We start from the raw sequence: 4095 nt of genomic DNA on the forward strand, positions 1-4095 counted from the left end.
AATCCCTTAAAACCATCAGAAGAAAAGAGGGAAATGGTTGTCAGTCATCCCCTTGTGTTAATAACTTCATTTTCATTTCTCGTATAATCTGTGTTATTTCGTGCCTGACATTTAAACAATTACAGCATGAAGAATTTACAGATTACAAACTCCCGTTTCATCACCTATACGGATGACCTGTTAACGGTTGATGTGCTGGGCGGAGTGGATTTGTCGCAAGTGGAACGCATGGTTTGCACGCTCCGCATCACGTACAATGACTATCCGCCGCAGCGCACCACATTGGATTTATACAATGACAACCAAACCGACAAACTTCAAAGAACCCTTTGTGATAAATGGGGGCTGAAACTCCTCGAAGCCAGCCGCAGCCTTTATACCCTTACCTTGCAGTTGGAAGAATACCGCCTGCAACAGTTACGTTACACGGGCAAATCCCCGCAACAGGCTTTTTCTCCGAGCGAGGAAGACAGACGCAAAGCGGTACGTTTTCTTTCGGAAAAGAACCTGTCGGGCAGTCTGATGGAGCAACTGAACACCATCGGCATTTTGGGTGAAGACCGTAACGCCCTTATCCTGTTCTTGGCGTTGGCGTCGCACAAGTCGGCCAATCCCTTTTCGGTTTTGTGTCTGGCAAAATCGGGTATCGGTAAAAGTTATATCCTGCAAAAGCTCTCGGAGTGTATGCCCGACGGTTCGTTCTCGTTCCACAGCCGTATATCGGCAAACGCCCTGTACTACTTCGACAGCGGGGATATTAACGGCAAAGCCCTTTTTATCGAAGATTTGGAATGGACGACACAGATGTTGCAACCGCTGGCAACGCTCCAGACGCAGGGACGGCTGGTAAATACACGTGCCACCAAGGACAAAGACGGAATGCTCCATTCCACCACCTTTGAAGTGATAGCCAAACTCTGTCTGATAGCCTGTGCCTACTCGGACAAAAATCTTGAAGAACTCGGATTGCCGTTTCTCTGCCTGCACCTGAACCACAGTCCCGCCCAAGACCTTGCCGTTATGGAGTATCAGAAGAAGTGCAGGGCGGGACAGATAAGAACCGAAGATATTGCCCGAGCCCAGCACCTTTTAAAATGCGTGATTGCCTCGCTGCAAAACATCAGTGTTGTCAATCCGTATGCCACATTGATAAACCTGCCTCAAGATATAGCCTATCCCCGCAAATCGCTGTTGCTACTCCTTAACTTTATCGAAGCGATCACTTTCTTTTTCCAATACCAAAGGGAACGGCTGACCGACACCGATACAGGAGAGATATTTATCCGCACCCATCCGCAGGATATTGAAATGGCGTTTGCCCTGCTCAAAAACACGCTGTTCAGGCGGGCTGATGAACTGAGCACGTCCGTAAGAGGCTTTTACAAGTGGCTTACGGAGTATCTGCAACAGGCAAAGACCACACAGTTCACCGCTTTGGATATACGCAAGACCAAACCGATACACCCCCGCACGCTGAACCGCTATTTGCAGGAGTTAAAGCTGTTTTCATACATCCAAGTGGCAGGCGGAAACAAGCACAGGGAGGGATTTATTTACAAACTTACGGACTTCGGAAATCAAAAGGAGGTGCAGGGACGTATCGAACAGGAGATGCAAGCCACTTTAAAAGATGTCTGGAATGCTTACCGTAAAGAACAGAATCCGCCGACAGAACCCGAGCAAAAAGCAGAATCCGAACAAGAACCGTCAACGGGATTAAGTGCGGAATCACCGCAAAAGCCCTCAAAGCGTAAACGCATTGACGACAAAGAGGAATATACCCTTAAATTGCTTTTGGAACTTGAAGCCCGAAGTCCTGACCGGGAATATATTCCAGCCGATTTTACCACCCTGACAGGCAGAAGTCAAATCACCGAAGCCCGCTATTTAAAACGTCTTTGGCAGCAGGGAAAACTCAAACGGGAATGGAAAAACCGACAGTATTATTATACCCTCGCTGCGACAGGCAGTAAGACAGTAAGCCAATCCCCGATGACCGACCCGCAAACCGCTTTATAACAAGCCTTTGGGAGTAGGACGACACAAAAAAAGAAATTTATGAATGAAAAGATGCAACCCAAGAGAATGGAAGATTTTAAAAACTATTTACAGCAGCAAGACAAAAGCCCTGTAACGATAAAAGAATACGCAAGACAAGTCAGTCTTTTTATATCGTGGTACGGCGACCAAGATACGATAAACGTACAGAAGAAAGACATTTTAAACTATTTAAGCTACCTAAAACACCATAAGAACCATCAAGCCGTAAGCAGTAATCACGGACTTATCGCCCTGCGACATTACTTTGACTGTCTTGTCGGGCAGGGGATTATCTGTCTTAATCCCACCGCACTCATCAAACTGCGGGGAGTTAAAAAACGGCGTTTGCATTACATCTACACTCCTGAAGAACTGACCGAACTTGCCGACAGCTATTATCAGCTCTATGTAAAAGCGGCGGAAGAAAAATCCTTGTCGGGCATACGTCCAACCCTTTATAAAGAGAGCTGTCACACCAAAACCCGTAACCATGTGATGTTGCTGTTCTTTATACATCAGGGCTTGACCACAAGGGAAGTGTTACATCTACAAACCGAAGATATAGACCTGTACAAAGCCACCGTAACGGTACAGACCACCACAAGAGGCAGGGACAGAATCCTGCCGTTGCACGCCACGCAAACAGGTACGCTGATACGTTACATGAACGGGATACGTCCCCTGCTGACGGGCAAGAGCCAAAGCGGCACATTGTTTTTGCCTGTGCGACAGGATAACAGTGAAAAACACGCCACACGGGCATTGATACAGCTTACGACAGCACTCAAACGTATAGACAGGCACTTTGTCTCCCTCGCACAGATAAGGGCTTCACTTATCACATATTGGATAAGGACATACGGACTGCGTAAAGCCCAATATATGGCGGGGCATAAAAGTATCATCAGTACGGAGGAGTATCTGCCCAACCACATTGAAGAACTGGCGGAAGACATCACAAAATTTAATCCGTTCTAAAACAATGAACACGCATTTTAAGGCAATACACGAACAGTACGTTTTTTGGTTGGATACGTTGGGATTTGCTACCGAAACGGTATGTAACTACGGTTATAGGGTAACAGATTTTTTTCTATGGCTTGAAAGCAAAGACATTACCCACATTGTTCAAGCCGAACAAAAGCACATCAACGATTTTTTTGACTGCCAACAGACCCGCCCCAATACCAAGTTTAAGGGCAGAACGTTAAGTGCTTCCTATCTGAACGATTATTTTACCGCCATAGACAAGTTGTGCGAGTTTCTGCACCAAATGGGAGCACGGACATCGCTTGTTCCCACCAACCGCCGTATTACCATAGACGAATCCCAAAGGATACGCCGAATAGAACCTTTTACGGTGGAAGAGATAAAAATGCTGCAAGAGGCTATCAACCACCTGTACCCGCATTTAGACCACGAACACAGGCAACTCAAACAGGAGCAGTTGAAGTTGGTTTTTGTACTTTTCTACGCCTGCGGATTGCGTTTAAGCGAGGGATACAACCTTACGCCCGCAGAAATAGACTTCAATAGAAAAACGATTTTTATACGGCAGGGCAAAGGCTACAAGGACAGGATAGTACCGATGAGCGACAATGTGTACAAAGCCTTGCAGCACTATATTTACAACTTCCGCAATCAAATCAGGTGCGGGCATGACCGCCTTTTTGTGCAGAAGAAAATAACCCTGTCGGTGGATTTGCACTATTTACATCAGCAATGCGATAACGAAGAGATTAAACGCAAGCGGCTACACTTCCATGTTTTACGCCACTCCATAGCTACACATCTGTTACAGAACGGCATGAGCGTGGAGAATATCGCTCGATTTTTGGGACACGGCTGTTTGGAAAGCACACAGATTTATACGCATATCATAAACCGATAATCCGACTTTTTTATTACCTTTGTCCGCAGGAAGCTGTTTTTGGCTTTTTGCGGATTTTTTGTGTTCTTTGAGTTTGTTTTGGACTGTGAGGCAGTGTGGGAACTGTTTTTTTAATCTCTGACCTTAAAGTTTTGAGAGTTTAAAGAACGGAAGTATAAGGAGTT

The 4095-nt window shown here is 45.9% G+C and carries 3 protein-coding genes; all 3 read left to right on the top strand.

The features are described from left to right. Nucleotides 1-126 precede the first annotated feature (126 nt). The 3 genes from NBH01_RS26350 to NBH01_RS26360 are packed head-to-tail and all read left to right on the top strand — an operon-like array spanning nucleotide 127 to nucleotide 3931. The gene (locus NBH01_RS26350; protein ID WP_028728962.1) at nucleotides 127-2019 is read left to right on the top strand and encodes a hypothetical protein; all 1893 of its coding nucleotides are present in this window, start codon (nucleotides 127-129) and stop codon (nucleotides 2017-2019) included. A gap of 39 nt (nucleotides 2020-2058) precedes the next feature. Continuing rightward, a complete protein-coding gene (locus tag NBH01_RS26355) occupies nucleotides 2059-3018 on the top strand; it encodes a tyrosine-type recombinase/integrase (RefSeq protein ID WP_022218715.1) in 960 nt (319 codons plus the stop codon). Between the two features lie 4 nt (nucleotides 3019-3022). Continuing rightward, nucleotides 3023-3931 (top strand): tyrosine-type recombinase/integrase, encoded by a 909-nt coding sequence (locus NBH01_RS26360; RefSeq protein ID WP_022218716.1) that lies wholly within the window; start codon nucleotides 3023-3025, stop codon nucleotides 3929-3931. Nucleotides 3932-4095 lie beyond the last annotated feature (164 nt).

The organism is Bacteroides sp. B1-V-101, from assembly GCF_023656585.1.
GTDB lineage: Bacteria > Bacteroidota > Bacteroidia > Bacteroidales > Bacteroidaceae > Bacteroides > Bacteroides thetaiotaomicron.